The organism is Bradyrhizobium sp. WSM2793 (assembly GCF_000379585.1).
Lineage (GTDB): Bacteria > Pseudomonadota > Alphaproteobacteria > Rhizobiales > Xanthobacteraceae > Bradyrhizobium.
Genome location: NZ_KB902780.1, coordinates 212,654 through 230,221 on the forward strand (window position 1 = coordinate 212,654; position 17,568 = coordinate 230,221).

General features: G+C 64.5%; 13 protein-coding genes. 7 read left to right on the forward strand and 6 right to left on the reverse strand.

All coding sequences use genetic code 11. The features are described 5' to 3' along the window. Positions 1–3: 3 nt before the first annotated feature. Complete coding sequence (locus A3AS_RS0115870; protein ID WP_018318560.1) at positions 4–1,197, reverse strand: efflux RND transporter periplasmic adaptor subunit; 1,194 nt, start codon at positions 1,195–1,197, stop codon at positions 4–6. Between the two features lie 252 nt (positions 1,198–1,449). On the opposite strand from A3AS_RS0115870, the gene A3AS_RS0115875 reads away from it, so the two are divergent. Continuing rightward, positions 1,450–2,241 carry an ABC transporter substrate-binding protein gene (locus A3AS_RS0115875; RefSeq protein ID WP_018318561.1) on the forward strand — a complete coding sequence of 264 codons (792 nt, stop codon included), beginning with the start codon at positions 1,450–1,452 and terminating at the stop codon, positions 2,239–2,241. Positions 2,242–2,254: 13 nt separating this feature from the next. After that, on the forward strand, positions 2,255–2,773 hold the full coding sequence (locus A3AS_RS0115880) for a GNAT family N-acetyltransferase (protein ID WP_018318562.1): 519 nt from the start codon (positions 2,255–2,257) through the stop codon (positions 2,771–2,773). Between the two features lie 39 nt (positions 2,774–2,812). Here A3AS_RS0115880 and A3AS_RS0115885 read toward each other — a convergent pair whose 3' ends face one another. The 4 genes from A3AS_RS0115885 to A3AS_RS0115900 form a co-directional block, all read right to left on the reverse strand. Next, positions 2,813–3,811: an NAD-dependent epimerase/dehydratase family protein gene (locus tag A3AS_RS0115885; protein WP_018318563.1), complete on the reverse strand. Its 999-nt coding sequence runs from the start codon at positions 3,809–3,811 to the stop codon at positions 2,813–2,815. A gap of 65 nt (positions 3,812–3,876) precedes the next feature. Next, positions 3,877–4,944: a hypothetical protein gene (locus A3AS_RS0115890; RefSeq protein WP_018318564.1), complete on the reverse strand. Its 1,068-nt coding sequence runs from the start codon at positions 4,942–4,944 to the stop codon at positions 3,877–3,879. Positions 4,945–5,038: 94 nt separating this feature from the next. Beyond that, a complete protein-coding gene (locus A3AS_RS0115895) occupies positions 5,039–6,529 on the reverse strand; it encodes an NAD(P)/FAD-dependent oxidoreductase (RefSeq protein WP_026202039.1) in 1,491 nt (496 codons plus the stop codon). A gap of 108 nt (positions 6,530–6,637) precedes the next feature. Continuing rightward, positions 6,638–7,117: a cupin domain-containing protein gene (locus tag A3AS_RS0115900; RefSeq protein WP_018318566.1), complete on the reverse strand. Its 480-nt coding sequence runs from the start codon at positions 7,115–7,117 to the stop codon at positions 6,638–6,640. Between the two features lie 187 nt (positions 7,118–7,304). On the opposite strand from A3AS_RS0115900, the gene A3AS_RS0115905 reads away from it, so the two are divergent. After that, on the forward strand, positions 7,305–8,330 hold the full coding sequence (locus A3AS_RS0115905; RefSeq protein WP_018318567.1) for an AraC family transcriptional regulator: 1,026 nt from the start codon (positions 7,305–7,307) through the stop codon (positions 8,328–8,330). 10 nt (positions 8,331–8,340) lie between these two features. Here A3AS_RS0115905 and A3AS_RS0115910 read toward each other — a convergent pair whose 3' ends face one another. Continuing rightward, on the reverse strand, positions 8,341–10,206 hold the full coding sequence (locus A3AS_RS0115910; protein WP_018318568.1) for an ATP-binding protein: 1,866 nt from the start codon (positions 10,204–10,206) through the stop codon (positions 8,341–8,343). A 237-nt stretch (positions 10,207–10,443) separates the two neighbouring features. Between A3AS_RS0115910 and A3AS_RS0115915 the strand changes: the two genes are divergently transcribed. From A3AS_RS0115915 to A3AS_RS0115930, 4 genes are all read left to right on the forward strand, one after another. Then, positions 10,444–11,772, forward strand: coding sequence for an FAD-binding oxidoreductase (locus tag A3AS_RS0115915; protein ID WP_018318569.1), 1,329 nt, complete (start codon positions 10,444–10,446; stop codon positions 11,770–11,772). Between the two features lie 8 nt (positions 11,773–11,780). Beyond that, a complete protein-coding gene (locus A3AS_RS0115920) occupies positions 11,781–12,707 on the forward strand; it encodes a glyoxylate/hydroxypyruvate reductase A (RefSeq protein WP_018318570.1) in 927 nt (308 codons plus the stop codon). A 462-nt stretch (positions 12,708–13,169) separates the two neighbouring features. Further along, on the forward strand, positions 13,170–13,688 hold the full coding sequence (locus A3AS_RS0115925) for a hypothetical protein (protein ID WP_018318571.1): 519 nt from the start codon (positions 13,170–13,172) through the stop codon (positions 13,686–13,688). Positions 13,689–14,001: 313 nt separating this feature from the next. Further along, positions 14,002–17,331, forward strand: coding sequence for an adenylate/guanylate cyclase domain-containing protein (locus A3AS_RS0115930; protein WP_018318572.1), 3,330 nt, complete (start codon positions 14,002–14,004; stop codon positions 17,329–17,331). The last annotated feature ends 237 nt before the right edge of the window (positions 17,332–17,568 follow it).

Sequence of the window (17,568 nt, forward strand, 5' to 3'; positions counted from 1 at the left end):
CTCCTACTTGGCAGACGCCTGCGGCTGCTCGATCTTCGTTGTTTGCGGATCGATCTTCTGGCCAGGGATCACCCGCAGCAGTCCCGCGATGACGACGCGGTCGTCCGGCTTCAAGCCGCTTTCGATGACGCGCAGGCCGTTGTCGACGGGGCCGATCTGCACCTTGCGCTGCTCGACGACGTTGTCGCCGTTGACCACCAGCAGATAGCGGCCGCCCTGGTCGCTGCCGAGCGCGGTGTCGGGGACGAGCAGGGTGCTCTTCTCCTGGTCGAACGGCACGCGCACCCGGACGAAATAACCGGGCAGCAGCACCCGCTTGTCGTTGGGCACGACGCCGCGCACCGCGAGCGTGCCGGTTGATGTATTGAGGGTCGGCGAGACGTAGTCGAGCTTGCCCTCATGCGGATAGCCGGTCTCGGTCTGCAGTCCCACCTGAATCGGGAATTGCTTCATGTCGGCGGGGGTCAGTCCGCGGCGGGCCGCTTCGGCGCGGATGCGTAGCACGTCCTGCTCGTTGACCGTGAAGTTCACCCAGATCGGGTCCATGGCGACGATGGTCGCGAGCTGGGTTGGCGAGGAGACGCCGACGAGCTCGCCGACCGAGACCAGGTGGGCGCTGACGATGCCGTCGAACGGCGCTGTCACCCTGGTGTAGCCGTAGTTGACCTCGGCCAGCCTCGTATTGACCTGGGCCTGCTGGAGGTTGGCCTGCGCGTTGTCGCGGGTCGATGTCGAGGTGTCCAAGGTGGATTGCGAGACCGCCTGGCGCTGCACGAGCTCGACCTGCCGCTTGAAATCGGCTTCGGCCTGCTTGACCGTGGCCTGCGCGCCGACCTCGGCCGCCTTCGCCTGCTCGACCTTGAGCTTGTAGGTCTCGGGCTCGATCGTGAAGAGCTGGGTGCCCTGCTTGACGAAGGCGCCGTCCTGATAGTCGATTGATTGCAGGAAGCCCTGCACCCGCGCCACGAGATCGACGCTCTTGATCGGCGCGGTGTTGCCGGTGGCTTCGATGTAGCGCGTGACCGGACGCTGCACGGGCGTTGCCACGTCCACCTTGGGCGGCGGCGGTGCCACGAACGTGTTCTTGTCCTCGCAACCGGCCAGCGCGACCACGGCCGCAGCGGCGGCCAGTGTCCGCCCGGCCTGTCTCCACGCTTCATTGCGCCGTGCAGGAGACGCGGGATTCGATGAGGTCATTCGGTAGCCCCCGAGTATCGTCTGTCGGTGCGGCAGGCTACCAACAAATGACCGTCCGTGGAACACCATAGCCATGGCAGTCGCCGGCCTTGCGCTGCACAGGGCGGTGTGGCCTTTGACAGATTTGTCATGACAAAACGCTTTTCACCGAGCGCACGATCGACCAGAATTGTGTCAAAGACCGTGTGACGCTACGCGAGTCAGCCGGGAAGAAGCCAAGAAGAAAAGAAGAAAAGGTGAGGAGAACATGACATGCCCACGTCCCTCCACTCGGGCCTTGCCGGCCTCGTTCTCGCAGCGATGGTCGCCATGCCGGCGCTAGCAGACGGTCTGAAGGACGAGATCGCACCGACCGGCAAGCTGCGGGTCGCGATCGCCATCAGCCCCGCAGGCGGCGCATTCTGGTCGACCAAGACCGAAGCCGGCTATGCCGGCGTTCCCGTCGATCTCGGCAAGGCGATGGCCGCCCAGCTCGGCGTCCCCGTCGAATATGTCGTCCACCAGAACTCCGGACAGATCACCGACGCGGCTGGCAAAGGCACTTGGGATGTCACCTGGCTTCCTAAAGATCCCGAGCGCGAGACCAAGATGCTGTTCGGCCCGATCTACGAAGTCGCGGACGCCACCTACATCGTCAAGCCCGGCTCGAACGTCACCAATTTTGCGACGCTCGACCAGCCCGGAATCAAGGTCGCGGCCGTCAACGCCACCACCACCATGCGCGGCGCGATCGCGCATCTGAAGCATGCGACGGTCACGGGCTATCAGACCTATGACGAGATCTTCGGCCTGCTCAGGAGCGGCGAGATCGACGCCTTCGCGCTGTCGCGCGACCAGCTCAACAAGATGGCCCAGAAAATTCCGGGGACCAAGGTGCTGGACGAGGCGTTCAAGAAGACAGTGACCGCCGTCGCCGTGCCCCTCGGCCATGAGCAGGCGTTGGCCTTCGTCACCAAATTCATGACCGAGGCCACAACGAACGGCACGCTGCGGAAGGCCTATGACAATAATGGTTTGAAGGATTCGCCGATCCGGACGGAGTAATGCGCGCGGCTCCATGACAAGAGAGATTCAGATTCGCGCCTTCTCACCGCCCGATGCAGTTCCTGTGCGGGAGCTGTTCATCCGGGTAAATCGTCTGTTGGCGCCAGCGCGCTTGGAGGAGGCGTTTGAAAGATACATTAGTCGCTCGCTCGCAGAGGAGATAGATCGGCTCTCCGATTATTATTCGAGCCGGAACGGCGGTTTTTGGGTCGCTGTCGATGGCGACGAAATCGTTGGTATGTTTGGACTAGAGGCCCTTGGCGAGCATGCGATGGAGTTACGGCGCATGTACGTCGCTCCCGCGGCGCGGCGCCGCGGCATTGCGCGAAAGATGCTGGCGTTTGCCGAGCAGGAGTGCCGCCATCGCGATCGTCTGCAGTTGCAGCTGAGTACGTCCGAGCTTCAGGAGGATGCGCTGGCGCTGTATCGTAACGCGGGATATGAGAACGTGCGCGAAGAGATCGCCGATGCCTCCAGCAACAAGACGCTGGGCGGCGGCATTCGCCGCTACCATTTCACCAAGCGACTTTGAGGCGGATTTCGTCGCCTTCCTCAAGACGCTGACAGACAGCTACAGGCCGGAGACTTGGGTCACTCTTTTCGCGTGCCACGCGGCGAGCACGTCCTTCTCTTCATCGCCAGTGAGCCCGAAGACCGGGCCGCCGCTGATGTGAAGCCAATGCAGCGTATCGCGCGCGGTGTCTCCCGGCGGTCGCGAGATCAATCCGGCCGCGCGCGCGGGCGAGGTGTCGCGAGTCAGGAAACCGGCGAAGTCGGGCAGCGGCAGCCACAGCGGTAATGACCGCGGACCCGCCCAGCGCCGCACGTCGTGTGCCTCGAGAAACGCCCGATCGACCCAGGTGAATGTGCAGGATGCGTTCAGCGCCGATGCGCATTCGGCCAGGAATTCGCCGCGCGAGCGCACTGGTCCAATCCCGTCATAGATGCCGGTGAGGCGAACTTCCGCCGCATGCACGATCCATTGCGCGAGGTCGCGGACATCGATGAACTGGACGGCGTCGTCAGGCGATCCCGGCGCAAGCACCTCGCCGCCGCGCGCGAGCCGCGCCGGCCAATAGGCGAAGCGCCCGGTCGGGTCCTCCGGCCCTGCGATCAGGCCGGCACGGCAGATGAAGGCATCGCCGCCGACCGCCTGTTCGCAGGCGAGCTTGGCCGCGCCGTAAATGGCATCGGTGCTGTGCTCCAGATCCTCGGCCGCAGGCTCGCGCAATGGCGCCGTGTCGGCGCGCTGTCCCGGTATCCGGTTGTCCGCATACACGCTGATCGTGGAGACGAAGGTCCAGTGCACGCCCGGCCGCTTCAGCGCCGCGACCGCGCGGCGGACCTGGCCGGGATGACGCGAGACGTCGACGACAGCGTCGAACGTTTCGCCGGGCAGTGGCGCAAGACCGTCAGCTACGTCGCGATCGATCCGCACAAAGCGTGCGCCCGGGGCGATCGGCCCCGCGAGCCCGCGGGCTGCGCAAGTCACGTCGTGGCCTGTGGCGCAGGCGTGGGTGGCGATCGCGCGCCCGAGAAACTGGCTGCCGCCGAGAATGAGCATGCGCATGACATTGTCCGTGCCGTCGATAAGATCGCGAGGCTACAATTTCTGGTAGCATTTGCAACCGATCGTCAGCGCCCCTTGATCTCCGCATATTTCGCCATCGCCTTCTCGAACTTCCGGTTGAACAGCCACATCGCGGCGAGGATCTCGCGGAAGCTTGCCGAGCTGCGCGCCCGGTCGGCCTGTCCGAAAGCAAAGATGCTGTTGTTGCGCAGATGCTTCATGATCGTCGGGCTCGACACCCTGTAGTTCAGGAGGTCGCCCGACTTCAGCGCCGATCTCGTCGGGGTGGGCACGATCTGGATCAATTCGAACAGCTTCATCTGGTCGATCGGGTCGGGTAGCGTCTTCACGATTCCAGGGATCTCACGGAATACATCCGCATGTGCGTTCATCAGCCCGTTGCGCACATTGGTCCAGTGATTGAAGCGGTGATCGGTGCCGCGCGCCCGCGCCTCCTCCTTGTCGTCGCGCGCGCTTAAGGCCGGATCGATCGCGGCGATCTCGCCCTTGATGGCCTCCCATTTCCTGCGGCCGTTGCGGTCTTCGGAGGGGCCGGTCTGGAAGCTGCCCATATAGGTGTTCGAGCGTCCGTTGCGGACGTTCTGCTTGCCGTTGGTCTCGGCAAAGAACAGCCCGAGACTGATGCGCCCCGCAGCAGCTGCGTGTTCAGGCGCAAGCCCCTTGGCGCGCGCGATCACTGTCGCGAGATCGACGACGTCCTTGAACGGCGTCGGCGAGTTCTGGGCATTCGCCGGCGGCGCCTCCATGACGTCGAACAGTTTTGAATATTCGTCGATCAGCGGCTCGATGTCGGCATCGAAATAGGCCGGAGGAATCTCGAACTTGTTGGGCCTGCCGATCCGTGACGGCATGGCGTCGGTGAGATCCTTGTAAGAACTGATCACGGCGACGCGGGCGAGATAGAGCGCCTGTCCAGGGAGATTCGGCAGCGGCTCCTTGGCATCGATCTGGCGCCGACGCTCGGCGAGGATCGACTTGAAATCGCCGAGCGCCCGCTCATAGGTGGCGACCGCCTCGGATTGGCGAGGCGTGAGCGCGCGCTGTTGTCCGACGGCCGGCGCCGCGACGAAGAAGGCAACAGCCGCAAGGGCGGCGAGACGTCTGGATCCCATGGCGGTTTCCCATCGATTCGATGCCAGGGAGATCGTAAGCATTGGAGGCGAGGGCTGGCGAGATGCAAATCCCGCTCGGCCGCAATTCTTCTGCTCAGGCCGCGCGATAGTCCGGCGCCGTCGCCAGGAATTTCGCATAGGCATCCGCATCCGGCGGCTGGAAGCGCCCTTTGAGCCCGCCGGTCTTCTGGTTCTTGGTGCCGATGTCGGCCATCAGCTCGTCGAAATGGCGGTAGTGATAGGGCGCGACGCAGAGGCCGCCATAGACGCCCGCGGCCGGCCGCTCGATACGCTTGAAGTGCAGCATCATCTCGATGTTGTCGTGCATCTGCCGCGCCGTCGGCTGGTTCGCGAGCTGGCCGTCGGCATAGCGTACCAGCCAGTTGGCGGCGAGGTCGGCGCAGAGCACGGTGCAGAATGACGAGTTGAAGCCGACGAAGCCGAGCTCGGGCAGGTCAGGGTTGGCGATCAGGCGGTAGAGCCGGTACTGCCCGTCGGCATCGACCAGCTTCTGCTTGTAGGCCTCGGGCAGGAACGGCACGCCGAGCTTGTAGCCGATCGCGAGCACCGCGACGTCGGCATCGATGCGCTCGCCGCCGCTCATCACGATGCTGTCGCCGTCATAATGGCCGAAGGTGCCGAACACCGCCTTGATGCGGCCGTCGGCGACCATCGGGTAGAACCCGGGCGTTGCGATCGGAACCGAGCAATTGACGCCGTCCTCGATCCGCTCCTTCGGCACCATCTTGCAGCGGCCGAGCTTGAGCTGCGCCTTGAGCAGGCTCTCCAGCCCGCGCCAGTTCGCCCAGACCAGCGGCGCGGCGATGCGGTGCGCGAGCCGCGTCATCGCGCCGATGCCCCAGCCTGGAAACATCTCCTCCTGCGCGCGGATGTAGAGGATGCGCTTGAAGTTCACGAGCCCGCCGATGAAATAGGGAATGCGCCAGACCGGCTCGCGCATCACGATGGTGACCTCGCGCGCGCCCGATTTCACCGCGTTGACGGCGATGTCGGTCGCGGACTTCGAGCCGCCGAGTACGACCACGCGGCGTCCCTTCGCCAGCGTGGGATCGCCGTATTTCGACGAATGCAGGATCTGCCCGCCCTGGGCCAGAAAGGCGTCCTCGCCGGGGCAATGCAGCTCGCGCGGCTCGTTGAACTGCCCGGTGCAGACCGCGACGAAATCGAAATCCTCGTTCGTGGTCGCGCCGTCCTTGTTTTTCAATGCGAGGGTCCAGCCCGGCTTGCCGTCGGCGCGGCGCGCCATGCCGGCGACCTCGGTGCCAAGGCGCAGCATGCGGTCGAGACCGAAGCTCCTGGCATAGTCGGCGAGATAGGCGTGAACCTGGGGCCCGGTCGGCCATTCCGGATAGGCCTCCGGCATGGCGCGGTCGGTGTAGCGATAGAGCTCCTTCGGGCTCTGGGTCTGCACGTCAGGGTAGGAGCGCGCCGGCTCCCAGACGCCGCCGAGATCGGCGCTGCGCTCGACGATGGTGACGCGGTGGCCGCGGCTGGAGAATGCCTTGGCGGCAGCAAGGCCGGAGACGCCGGCGCCGATCACGCAGACATGCTTGGGGCTGACCATGGGATTGGCTCGCAATCAATGTGTTTTCCGCGGGCAAGCGGCCACGTTCGGCCGCAAGGCGCGGCCGGCGGAGCTGCAAGCAGATGAAAGTGGACGAGGGGCCCGTGCCTAGTCGTTGGCCTCGGGCGGCAGGAAGTCGACCTCATGCAGCGCCGAGATGCGCACGACTTCGGCAGGGTCGGTCAGATTGTGCAGCTGGTTGAACAGCGCCTCCAGCTTCTGCATCGGCGAGACCCAGAACAGCGCGCGGCACGGCTTGTCGGACTTGTTGAAATAGCCGTGCGGGATGCCGCGGGGCATGCGCACGAGATCGCCGGCATGGGCCTTGACCCATTTTCCGTCGAGCTTGAGGTCGAGCGTGCCCTCCTGCACCAGGATGAACTCGTCCTGGGTCGGATGGATGTGCACCGGTACGAACTGGCCGGGATCGCTGTTGGTCTCGAACGCAAAGGTGGAGTCGGTGACGGCCTTGGGGAAGTAGACCTGGCCCAGAATGTTCCAGCTCTTGCCGCCGTAGCCTGTGCCAGCGGCGGTAATGCCCTTTTCGAGTGCAGTCTTTTCAGGTGCAGACTTTTCAGGTGCAGTCATGGCGCTCTCCCATGGATTCCGGCGAGGATGGAGCTTCAGTCAACAATGGGTCGCCTGTCTATCCGCTAAACGAATCCGCGAGCGCCTGTTGCCCTGCAGCATGACGATTTTGCCGAAGCCGCCCTTTCCGCGTCTGGGGAACTATTATAGGCTTAAAGCAATTCCGTGACGCGAAGCGTGGTCGACCATGTCCGCAGCCGTGCTGGAAATGAACGCAAGGGCGCCCGCGGCCGAACGGCTCGCAGATTTCGCCCGCGTCACCACCGACGATGTCGACGAAGCGGCCGAACAGATCGGGCGCATCTTCTGCCCGCACGATCTCAAGCCGGCACAGGCGCGCGCGGCCGGCTTCTCCGCCCGGCACAATTGCGCCGGCTTCGACGGCTTTTCCATCAATTACGTGGCCTATGGCGGATCGGTAGGCATCGATCCCGGTTGCCTCGAGCGCTTCTTCCTGGTGCAGGTCCCGCTCACCGGCACGGCCTATATTCGCGCCGGCACGACCGAGCTCGACGCCGCGCCGGAGCGGACGGCGTCGCTGCTGTCGCCGACGATCCCGACCCGGATGATGTGGCGCGACTGCGCGCAGGCGATCCTGCTGTTTGACCGCCGCGTGGTCGAGCAGCGCGCCGCGGCGCTGTCGGGCAGGGCATCAGGCACTGTCGAGTTCGATCCCGTGATCGATTTGGAGGCGCCGGCCGGGCGCGCCTTGCGCGGTAGTCTCGCCGAGCTGATGATGCTTGCCGAGCGTCTCGGTCCCTCCGGCCGGCTGTCGGCGGTCGCGATGGCCGATTGGCGCGAGCGGCTGCTCGATCACCTGCTCAACGGTCAGCGCCATGGCCTGTCGGATGCGATTCAAACGTTTTCGGGGCAGGCCGAGCGGCTGCCGCGCGCGCTCCGCGCTGCGCGGGACCATCTTGCGGACAATGCCGGCGAGCCGCTCGACCTTGCGCAGCTCGCCTGTGCCGCCGGCATCGGCATCCGCGCGCTCCAGCTCGGCTTCCGCCGTCACTTCGGCCTGTCGATCTCGCAGATGCTGCTCGACATGCGGCTCGCCGGTCTGCACGCCCGCCTCGCGCAGGCCGCGCCCGATGCCTCCATCACCGACATCGCCTTCGATCTCGGCTTCACCCATCTCAGCCGCATGGCCGGCGCCTACCGCGAAAAATTCGGCGAGACGCCATCGGCGACCCTGCGGCGACGGATGAGCTAGCGCGAGAGAGCTATTTCCGCGGCCGCGTCGTGCCGTTGTCTTCCGCCGCCGGTCTGCGCAGGAACGCCTCGACATCAGCCTGCACCGAATAGGGCGTCGGGATCGCGTCGCCGGCGGAATCGACGGCGGTGTCGAGGCAGCGGCGCAGCATGCGGGCGAGCTCGGCCTTGCGGTAAGGCTTTCTCAAGAGCGGCGCGCCCATCGTCGCACGTCCCTGCGCGTGCAGCGAATCGTAGGCGTAGCCCGACGTGAACAGCACCCGCAGAGAGGGGCGCGCCGCCACCATCTGCTCGGCGAGCTCGCGTCCATTCATGCCGCCGGCCATCACGATGTCGGTGAAGAGCAGGTCGAACGGCGTGCCTTCGGCCGCAATCGCGAGCGCCTCGGTCGCATTGGCGGCCGGGATGACCTTGTAGCCGAGGCCTTCGAGCTGCACCGTGACGTATTGGCGGACGTCGCGGTCGTCTTCGACGCAGAGCACGGTTTCCTTGCCCCCGATGATCTTGCGGTCGTCATAGCCGGTCGGGCGCAGCGCGCTCGCCTCCGCCTTCGGCAAATAGAGCGTAAAGATCGTGCCGCGTCCTTCTTCGGAGGCGACCTTGATGCCGCCGCCGGACTGCTTGACGAAACCGAACACCATGCTGAGCCCGAGTCCCGTGCCCTTGCCGACGTCCTTGGTGGAGAAGAACGGATCGAAGATCCGCTCCAGGATGGCCTGCGGAATGCCGGTGCCGGTGTCGGCAATCTCGATCTCGACATAGTCGCCGGCATAGCCGGCGCCGACCGCGACGGCCTCGCGCACGCCGAACACGACGTTGCGCGTCGTCAGCGTCAGCCTGCCGCCGTCCAGCATGGCGTCGCGCGCGTTGATCGCGAGGTTGAGCAGCGCCGAGCTCAGCTGGCCGCGGTCGGCATAGGCAAGCCAGACGTTGCGGTCGAGCCTGGTCACGATCTCGATCTTCTTGTCGAAGGTCGCCAGCAGCAGCTTTGCCAGCTCTTCCAGCAGCTCGTTGACGTCGATCTCGGCCGGCTGCAGCGCCTGCTTGCGGGCAAAGGACAGCAGGCTCGAGGTCAGCGCGGCGCCGCGATCGGCGGCCTCGCTGATCAGCTTGGTGATGGTCGCAAGCGGCGGGTTGTCCCTGACGGCGTCGGCCAGGATCTCGATCGTGCCTGTGATCACCGTGAGCATGTTGTTGAATTCATGTGCGATGCCGCCGGTGAGCTGCCCGACCGCCTCCATCTTCTGGGACTGCACCAGCTGCTCCTCGGCAGCGCGTTTCTGGGTGATGTCCCTGACGAAGGTGTTGATGACGGCGCGTCCACCCAGCCGCAACACCGTGCTGGACGCCTCGGCCAGGATCTGGTCGCCGTTCCTGTGGATCAGGGCGAGCTCGAAGCGCAGGCCGGACGGCGTGTCCGACAATTCAGGCACCAGCCGCGCCATGCGCTGCCTGAAGGCGGTTCGCAGCGGCTCGGCGACGATGAGGTCGACGACGTCGGCACCGAGCGCCTCCTCGCGTGTCCATCCGGTCAGTGCCTCGGCCTGAAAGCTCCACTCCAGCACGGCGCCGCTGTCGTCGATCTGAATGAAGGCATCGAGCGCGGTCTTGATGACGGCTTGCATCATCTGCGCGCTGTCGCTGCGTGCCCGCCCCAGCTCGGTCGATTGCGTGGCGGCGCGCTTGTCCTCCGATCTCTCGATCGCGCGATTGCAGAGGTGCACGAGCAGCGCGGCAACGGCGGCGCTTGCGATTAGGGCTGCGATCTGGGCCATGCCGAACCCGGGTCCGGCCACCGCATAGGAGGCGAGGAGGGCCGCCGCGGTCACCACGACCTGTGCGGCCATCGCGAGTGTCAGAAGCCCCCTGAGTTTCATGGTCTCCCACCAAAGAAGACTACCGCACTGGCCGCCCGGTCCCGGGTGCCGCTTTGATGTGAGCTACAGACTCCGCGCGGCGGCGTCGAGGGGCAATTTGCGGTGGTGTCGGCCGCCAGCCTTTCTTCGGCCTCAACCTGCGGGCGAATCGCATGGCAAGGAGGCGCGCGCATACAAGCAATGCGATTGACAGCTGTACTGAGGCGTGTTCGTTCGAACTGAACTCCAGGAGTGCCCATGTCTCCGCCGCTCAACCGTATCAACAGCGACGAACGCCTGCCGCAGCAGGTCGATGTCGTCGTCATCGGCGGCGGCGTCATCGGTGTCTCCGCGGCCTATCATCTGGCGAAGAAGGGCCTTTCGGTCGCGCTGGTCGAGAAGGGCCATGTCGGCGGCGAGCAGTCGAGCCGCAATTGGGGCTGGTGCCGCCAGCAGGGCCGCGCGCGCGAGGAGATCCCGCTGGCTCGCGAGGCGCTGCGGCTGTGGGAGGACATGCAGAACGACGCCGGCGTCGATGCCGGCTTCCGCCGCACCGGCGTGCTGTTCCTGACCAAGAGCAAGGACGAGCTTGCGAGCTGGGAACGCTGGGCCGCGGTCGCGCGCGAGATGCAGGTCCACTCGACCGTGCTGACGCCGGCCGAGGTTGCCGAGCGCATGCCGGGCAATACCGACACCTGGGTCGGCGGGCTGCATACGCCGAGCGACGGGCGTGCCGAGCCGTCGATGGCCGTGCCCGCGCTCGCCACCGCCGCGCGAAAGCACGGCGTCACCATCCATCAGGGCTGCGCCGCGCGGGGACTGGAGACGACTGGTGGGCAGGTCAGCGCCGTCGTCACCGAGAAGGGCACCATCCGCACCCGGTCCGTGCTGTTGTCGGGCGGCGCATGGTCGTCGCTGTTCTGCCGCCGTCATGGCATCGAGCTGCCGATCGGTCTCGTCAATGCGACGGCCTGCCGGACCACGCCGGGACCGGAGATCACCTCGGGCGCGCTGGGCACCGATCTCTACTGCGTCCGCCGCCGTCTCGACGGCGGCTTCACGCTGGCGCTGCGCAACCGGGGCACGGTCGAGCTGTCGCCCGATCTGTTCCGCTATGCGCGCACCTTCTGGCCAACCTATTTGCATCGCAAGAACGGACTGAAGCTGTCGTTGGGCAAGTCCTTCATCGACCAGATCGTGCGCGGGACCAGCTGGAGCTTTGACAAGCCGTCGCCGTTCGAGACCGAGCGCGTGCGCGACCCCGAGCCCGACATGTCGCTGGTGAATGCGGCGCTGGCCTCATTGATCAAGGCCAACCCGGAATTGAAGGACATCGAGATCGCGGAAGCCTGGGGCGGCACCATCGACTGCACGCCCGACACGATCCCGGTGATCTCGCCGGTCGACGCCTTGCCGGGCTTTTTCCTCGCCACCGGATTCTCCGGCCACGGCTTTGGCATCGGCCCCGCCGCAGGCAAGCTCGCCGCCGACATCGTGACCGGCACCACGCCGCTGGTCGATCCCGCGGCCTACAGCCACAAGCGCATGATCGACGGCCGCCGGCTCGCGCCGGTCAGCCCGTTCTGAGGGCTCGCATGACGGTTCTCTACAAGGCCAACATGGTTCGCGGCGCCGAATGGGCGCGCTTCTTCGCGGAGCGTGCGCCCGATGTCCCATTCCGGCTCTGGCCTGACATCGGCGATCCCGCCAACGTCCGCTATCTCGTTGCGTGGGTGCCGCCTGACGATATCGCGACGACGTTTCCCAATCTCGAGCTGGTCTTCTCGGTCGGCGCGGGCGTCGATCAGTTCGATGCCACCAAAGTTCCGGCCCACATTCCACTGGTCCGCATGCTGGAGCCCGGCATCGCCGAGACCATGGTGGAGTACGTCACCATGGCCGTGCTCGGTCTGCATCGCGACCTCCTGGACTTCATCGATCAGCAGAAGCAGCAGGTCTGGCGCGAGATCCGGATCACGCCGGCGAAACGGCGGCGTGTCGGCGTGATGGGGCTTGGCCAGCTCGGCCAGGCCGTGCTCGAACGCCTCAAGGCGTTCGGCTTCCCGCTCTCGGGATGGAATCGCTCGGCGCGTGAGATCGAGGGCGTGACCTGCCACGTGGGTGCAGACGCGCTGCCAGATTTCCTCGCGCAGAGCGACATTCTCGTCTGCCTGCTGCCGTTGACCGACGAGACCCGCGGCATCCTCAACGCGGATTTGTTCGCGCGCCTGCCGCACGGTGCGTCCCTCGTTAATGTCGGACGTGGACCGCATCTCATTGAGGCCGATTTCCTCGCGGCCCTCGACAGCGGTGCGCTATCAGGCGCGGTGCTCGATGTCACCGAACCCGAGCCGTTGCCTGAGGGACATCCGTTCTGGAGCCATCCGCGCATCCTGCTGACGCCGCACAATGCCAGCATGACGACGCCGGACACGGCCGTCGATTTCGTGCTCGATGTCATCGACCGTCACCGTCGCGGCGAGGAGTTGCCGGGGCGTGTCGATCGCACTCGCGGTTACTGAGGGCGTGATGGTGATGGGAACACCGGTCTAGCCAAGAGCTCCTTTTACCTCTCCCGCTTGCGGGTGAGGTCGGCGCGCAGCGCCGGGTGAGGGTTCTCTCCTCTTGGGGGGAGGGGTGGCGCGACGGTGAGGATTTGTCCTCCTGAAATTGTGACTGGATGGAGCGAGAGGGAACTGCGGCATGTGAACCGCCTCATATTCCATCACTCTCTTTTCGAGCTATCACTCCCGCAAGAAATTGTCGCACCTGGAGCCAACTGGCAGACACGGGTGAGATGCAAATGCCTGCGAAGCCGCGTGCTCGCAGCTTTGGATTGGCTCTCGTCCTGGTCACGAGCAAGCCAACCCCATCACTCAACACAGATCTTTCAGAAATTGGAATCAAGGGCATCGAGAAACGCGTCCTGGCAGCTTCTAGTCGGGGTCGGCCGGTAGGCTGCTACTTACTCAGAGGAGCCCCCAATGAAGATTAGCAGCGCAATTTCCAGCGCCTTTTCCCTAAGAAGGCAGGTCGGCAGTCTTCGGATCGCCCGTTCCAGCCTGATCAAGTCGGCCCACCTTCTTGAAAGAATTGGGCTGGCAGCCGTTGGGGCCTCTTGTGGCCTCTACGTGGGTGCGACCCTGTTGCGTCAGAAAGGCGGAATGTTTGAAAGCGGCTGGATCGTGCTGATAACAATGCTCTATGGAGCTCTCAGCTATTATGTCGGGATTGATTTGTCCGGCAATGTCGCACGAAGGGCGACATCGAACATCTCGGAAGAATGGAATGGTTCTGAGCCGGCTGAGCTCATGAGTGCGGCTGGAACGTTCAGCGCGGCGATTGCCGCAACGCTGTCCGTCAGCATCCTTGTCCTTGATCAAAACCTGCCTAACGGCCTGATAGGCTTTGTTGCCGGCTGTTGGGTGGTTGGTTCTTCGCTTCAAGTTGCGGCGGGTGCAATGACTCGCAGCTCCGATGCGCCCACGAACGAGCAACGATAAAAGTGCGCCTCACGGAAAACGTGCACTTGGCATCGTATGTGCGCACAAGCCGCAGTGTTGGTTCGGCTTCAGGTCTGCAGTGAGCAGCGACGACTCATCGCAACCTCTGCCATCTAACGCTGCGCGCCGGCGATGTTTGGTAGCGCAGCCGTTCGCATCGAGCAGTGTCCCGATCGAAAAACGTGTCGGTATCGAGTAACCTAAATTTTCGCGCAACAAACAAGACGTGCCATCATGGTGGCGTTGGGATATTGTCCCTGCGCGCCGTGGTCCAAAATTCTGCTAACCGCCAACCACACGATCGGTGGAGCCAATGCAGATTGCGGAGTGGCTCGAGAAGCTGGGGCTTGGGCAATACGCAGAGCGTTTTGTCCAAAATGGGATCGACATGGGCGTCCTTCCCGAGCTGATGGTCGAGGACTTCGACAAGCTCGGAGTCCTGCTCGGGCATCGCCGCAAAATGCTGCGTGCGATTGCCGACCTTGATCCAGCCGCGTTGATCGCATCGCCGACTCCGCCTCACGACGCCGAGCGGCGCCACCTCACTGTCATGTTTTGCGATCTGGTCGGCTCGACGGCGCTCTCGGCGCGTCTCGATCCCGAGGATCTGTGGGAAGTGATCCGGGCGTACCGCGCCGCCTGCGGGAGCGTTATTGCCGCTTATGACGGCAGGATAGCCAGGTTCGTTGGTGACGGAATACTCGTCTATTTCGGGTATCCGCGCGCCCACGAAGATGATGCGGAGCGGGCCGTGCGAGCGGGCCTCGATATTATCGCTGCGATTCGCCAGCTCAAGACAGGCGCCGGCGAACGGGTTGAACTGCGGATCGCAATTGCGACCGGGCTTGTGGTGGTCGGCGATCTCATCAGCGGAGATGCATCGGAGGAGCACGCAACCATCGGCGATGCACCAAACCTCGCTGCTCGGCTTCAAAGCCTGGCCGAGCCGGGGGCGGTCGTCGTTGCCTCGTCGACGCGCCGGCTGCTTGGCGATCTCTTCACCTTTCGCAATCTCGGTCGCCGCGAGGTCAAGGGGATAGGCGAACCCATCGCGGTCTGGGCGGTGGAAGGAGCGACCTCATCGGAGAGTCGCTTCGAGGCGGTCCGCGCCGCGCGCTCGATCGGCTTTGTCGGCCGCAAGGACGAGATCGAGTTCATTCTCTCGCGCCAGCGGGAGGCATGGCAGGGCCAGGGCCAGATCGTATTGATTTCCGGCGAAGCGGGCATCGGCAAGTCGCGCATCGTGGCAATGCTGTCCGAGAGCCCCTCGTTGGGGACGCACCGTCGCGTGCGATATCAGTGTTCGCCTTACCACACCAACAGCGCACTTCATCCCTTTGTCGCGCAGCTCGAGCGCGCCGCCGGAATCCGCTCCCACGACACGCCAGAACAAAAGCTCGACAAGCTCGAGGCGATGCTGGCAATAGGAACCCGGCAAGTCGCCCGGGCCACGCCACTCATTGCGGCCCTGCTCTCGATTCCGACCGGCGACCATTGCCCGCCACTCGGCTTGAGCCCGGCGCAGCAGAGGCGACAGACATTTGCCGCCCTTCTCGATCAGCTCGAGGGATTGGCGCGAGACCAGCCTCTGCTGATCATCTGCGAGGATATGCATTGGGCCGATGCGACGACACTTGAACTGTTCGATCTCGCGGTCGATCGGATCAGGGGCCTGCAGATACTCGTGCTCTTGACGTCCCGGCCGGAGTTCGAGCCCTCCTGGTCGGGCCTTGCCAATGTCAGTCTGTTGCGGCTCGATCGGCTCGATCGGCAGGACACGCGCGCGCTGGTCGAGCAGGTGGTCGTCGGTCGCCAGCTGCCACGCGAAATGATGAAACAGATCATCGACAAGACCGATGGCATACCGCTATTCGTCGAAGAGTTGACCAAGATGGTGCTGGAGTCCGGGCTGCTCGTCGAAGATGCCGGGCGCTACCGCCTGAATAGTCCGCTCCCGCCGCTTGCTATCCCCGCGACGCTGCAGGATTCGCTGATGGCGCGGCTCGACCGACTCGCTCCGGTCAAGGAGGTCGCGCAGATAGGCGCCGCCATTGGCCGTGACTTCTCGTACGCACTGCTGAAAACCGTGGCGGGACGCGACGATCTGACGCTGAACGCTGCGTTGGGACAACTTGAAGAGGCCGAACTGCTGTTGCGTCGTGGCACGCCGCCCGAAGCAAATTACAGTTTCAAGCACGCCCTTGTTCAGGAGGCGGCCTACGAGAGTCTGCTCAAGAGCAAACGGCAGCTGCTTCATACCCGCATTGGCGATGTTCTGCGCGAGAAGTTTCCAGCAGTCGCCGAGACCGAACCGGAAGTTCTGGCGCACCACTTCACTGAGGCGGGGCTGAGCGAGACGGCCCTCGAATGGTGGCGCAAGGCGGGCCAGCAGGCGTTGAAACGCTCGGCCTATTCCGAGGCGATCGCGCATCTCGGCAAGGCCATTGCGACCGCCGATCAGTTGCCTGATGATCCCCGCCGGATCATGAGCAGGCTGCATCTTCAAATCGCATATGGCCGTGCCTTGCGGGGCAGCCTCGGCCACAGCGCTCCAGAGACGGTCGCGGCATGGACGCGTGCGCGCCAGTTCGCAGCCGACATCGATGATCCCGTTGAGCTTGCGCCGGTGCAGTCGGGGCTCTTCAATGCCTGCCTGACCCACGGCGAACTCGCTCCGATGCGGGAGCTGGCGGACGCCATCAGGAGCGCCGCTGACCGACGACCGGACTCGCCGGTGGCCGCCGTCGTCGCCCATTGGACGGGCGGCGTCACCTGCTGGTTCGAGGGCGATTACTTGAATGCGAGAACGCATCTTGAGCGGGCGCTGGGGATTTATGGTGCCGAACCGGATCCCGCGACCTTCAGGGCGTCTGCGCTGGATCTGCCTTTCGTGATCATGAGATTTCTTGCCCTTGTGCTCTGGCCGCTCGGTAGCACCGCTCGTGCGCGCAAGCTCGCCGCGGAAGCGGTGGGTGCTCCGGGCGAAAAACGGGCGCTGTCCCAGGCCAATGCGCTGGTTCATCGCGCTGTGTTCGACGGGGTATGCGGGGGCATGTTGCAGCAAACAGAGACGATCCTGGCGCTCGGTCTCGCGCGCGACCACACGATGCCGCTGTACGTGGCCGCGGGCACCTACCTGAATGGCCTCGCCAAGTGGCGTGCCGGCGACCGGATGGCCGGACTGGCGGACATGCGTCACGGCTGGGCCTTCCTGCACGAGAACGACTGCTACCTCTGCGAACCGTTCTGGGGAATGCATGTCGCCCTGGCGAATGCAGAGGTGGGCGAAGTCGGGACCGGGCTGGAAATCCTGGACGAATCGATCGCCGGGACGGAACAATCCGGCCAGCATTGGCTCGATGCCGAACTGCATCGTGTCCGCGGTAAACTTGTATCGCGCCAGGATCCTTCGGACGAATCCAGTGCCGAAGAAGCCTTCAAGCGCGCGCTGGACATCGCGCGACACCAGCAGACCAGGACTTTCGAGCTGCGCGGCGCCCTTGAACTTGCACGCCTGTACAAGACAAATGGCCGAGCTGATGCGGTCTCTGAAGTGCTCGCTCCTGTGCTCGCCGAATTCGATGCGGAGCGAAATCTTCCCGAAGTCCTGGACGCGAAAGAGCTGATTGGGAATGGGCGTTAGCCGCGCCATTCGATCGCCGCAAGCGCCGCGCCGACTTCAAGCCGGAATGGGGCGATATCCTGATCCTCGGCTCGGCAGCCGTAGTTATCCGGTTTTGACACAGCTTAACCTGATGTGGTGAATCCTAGGTATGCTTCTCGTGGTTGCGAAGGCGAGTCTGCCGCGGTGGCGAATCCTGATTTCGGCTGGCGGCAATGTTGTCGGATTGCTCCTTGCCTCAAGGCGCAAACTTCATCC

Bases quoted from the DNA above. Each gene is read 5' to 3' on its own strand.
- A3AS_RS0115870 (WP_018318560.1), bottom strand. From the start codon at position 1,197: ATGACCTCATCGAATCCCGCGTCTCCTGCACGGCGCAATGAAGCGTGG.
- A3AS_RS0115875 (WP_018318561.1), top strand. From the start codon at position 1,450: ATGCCCACGTCCCTCCACTCGGGCCTTGCCGGCCTCGTTCTCGCAGCG.
- A3AS_RS0115880 (WP_018318562.1), top strand. From the start codon at position 2,255: ATGACAAGAGAGATTCAGATTCGCGCCTTCTCACCGCCCGATGCAGTT.
- A3AS_RS0115885 (WP_018318563.1), bottom strand. From the start codon at position 3,811: ATGCGCATGCTCATTCTCGGCGGCAGCCAGTTTCTCGGGCGCGCGATC.
- A3AS_RS0115890 (WP_018318564.1), bottom strand. From the start codon at position 4,944: ATGGGATCCAGACGTCTCGCCGCCCTTGCGGCTGTTGCCTTCTTCGTC.
- A3AS_RS0115895 (WP_026202039.1), bottom strand. From the start codon at position 6,529: ATGGTCAGCCCCAAGCATGTCTGCGTGATCGGCGCCGGCGTCTCCGGC.
- A3AS_RS0115900 (WP_018318566.1), bottom strand. From the start codon at position 7,117: ATGACTGCACCTGAAAAGTCTGCACCTGAAAAGACTGCACTCGAAAAG.
- A3AS_RS0115905 (WP_018318567.1), top strand. From the start codon at position 7,305: ATGTCCGCAGCCGTGCTGGAAATGAACGCAAGGGCGCCCGCGGCCGAA.
- A3AS_RS0115910 (WP_018318568.1), bottom strand. From the start codon at position 10,206: ATGAAACTCAGGGGGCTTCTGACACTCGCGATGGCCGCACAGGTCGTG.
- A3AS_RS0115915 (WP_018318569.1), top strand. From the start codon at position 10,444: ATGTCTCCGCCGCTCAACCGTATCAACAGCGACGAACGCCTGCCGCAG.
- A3AS_RS0115920 (WP_018318570.1), top strand. From the start codon at position 11,781: ATGACGGTTCTCTACAAGGCCAACATGGTTCGCGGCGCCGAATGGGCG.
- A3AS_RS0115925 (WP_018318571.1), top strand. From the start codon at position 13,170: ATGAAGATTAGCAGCGCAATTTCCAGCGCCTTTTCCCTAAGAAGGCAG.
- A3AS_RS0115930 (WP_018318572.1), top strand. From the start codon at position 14,002: ATGCAGATTGCGGAGTGGCTCGAGAAGCTGGGGCTTGGGCAATACGCA.